Source organism: Cobetia sp. SIMBA_158 (genome assembly GCF_046566945.1).
Classification (GTDB): domain Bacteria; phylum Pseudomonadota; class Gammaproteobacteria; order Pseudomonadales; family Halomonadaceae; genus Cobetia; species Cobetia amphilecti.
The window spans coordinates 1-237 of record NZ_JAWJYL010001060.1; the positions used below are offsets into that span (position 1 = coordinate 1).

Consider the following 237-nt stretch of genomic DNA (forward strand, 5'->3'; position numbering starts at 1 on the left):
CGTTCTATCTCTTTCTTTTCTATCGGAATTTCATGAATTATCAATTCATCTAATATAGTAAATCCTATTGATACTGGATAACTTTTTCCCTCTTCAATTTCATACGGACAAATATCAGCAAATCCTGTAAATTCTATTCCATTAATCTCAATGGTTGTTTCCTCCTCAATCTGAGGATCGAGTCTTTTAACAAAACAGTCGTATACCATAATAAACCCTCACTCTCTAATCTGATGG

General features: G+C 32.9%; 1 protein-coding gene. It reads right to left on the bottom strand.

The features are described 5' to 3' along the window. A partial coding sequence (locus tag R2R70_RS23050) for a hypothetical protein (RefSeq protein ID WP_410979353.1) occupies positions 1-209 on the bottom strand: 209 nt, incomplete at its 3' end. Positions 210-237 lie beyond the last annotated feature (28 nt).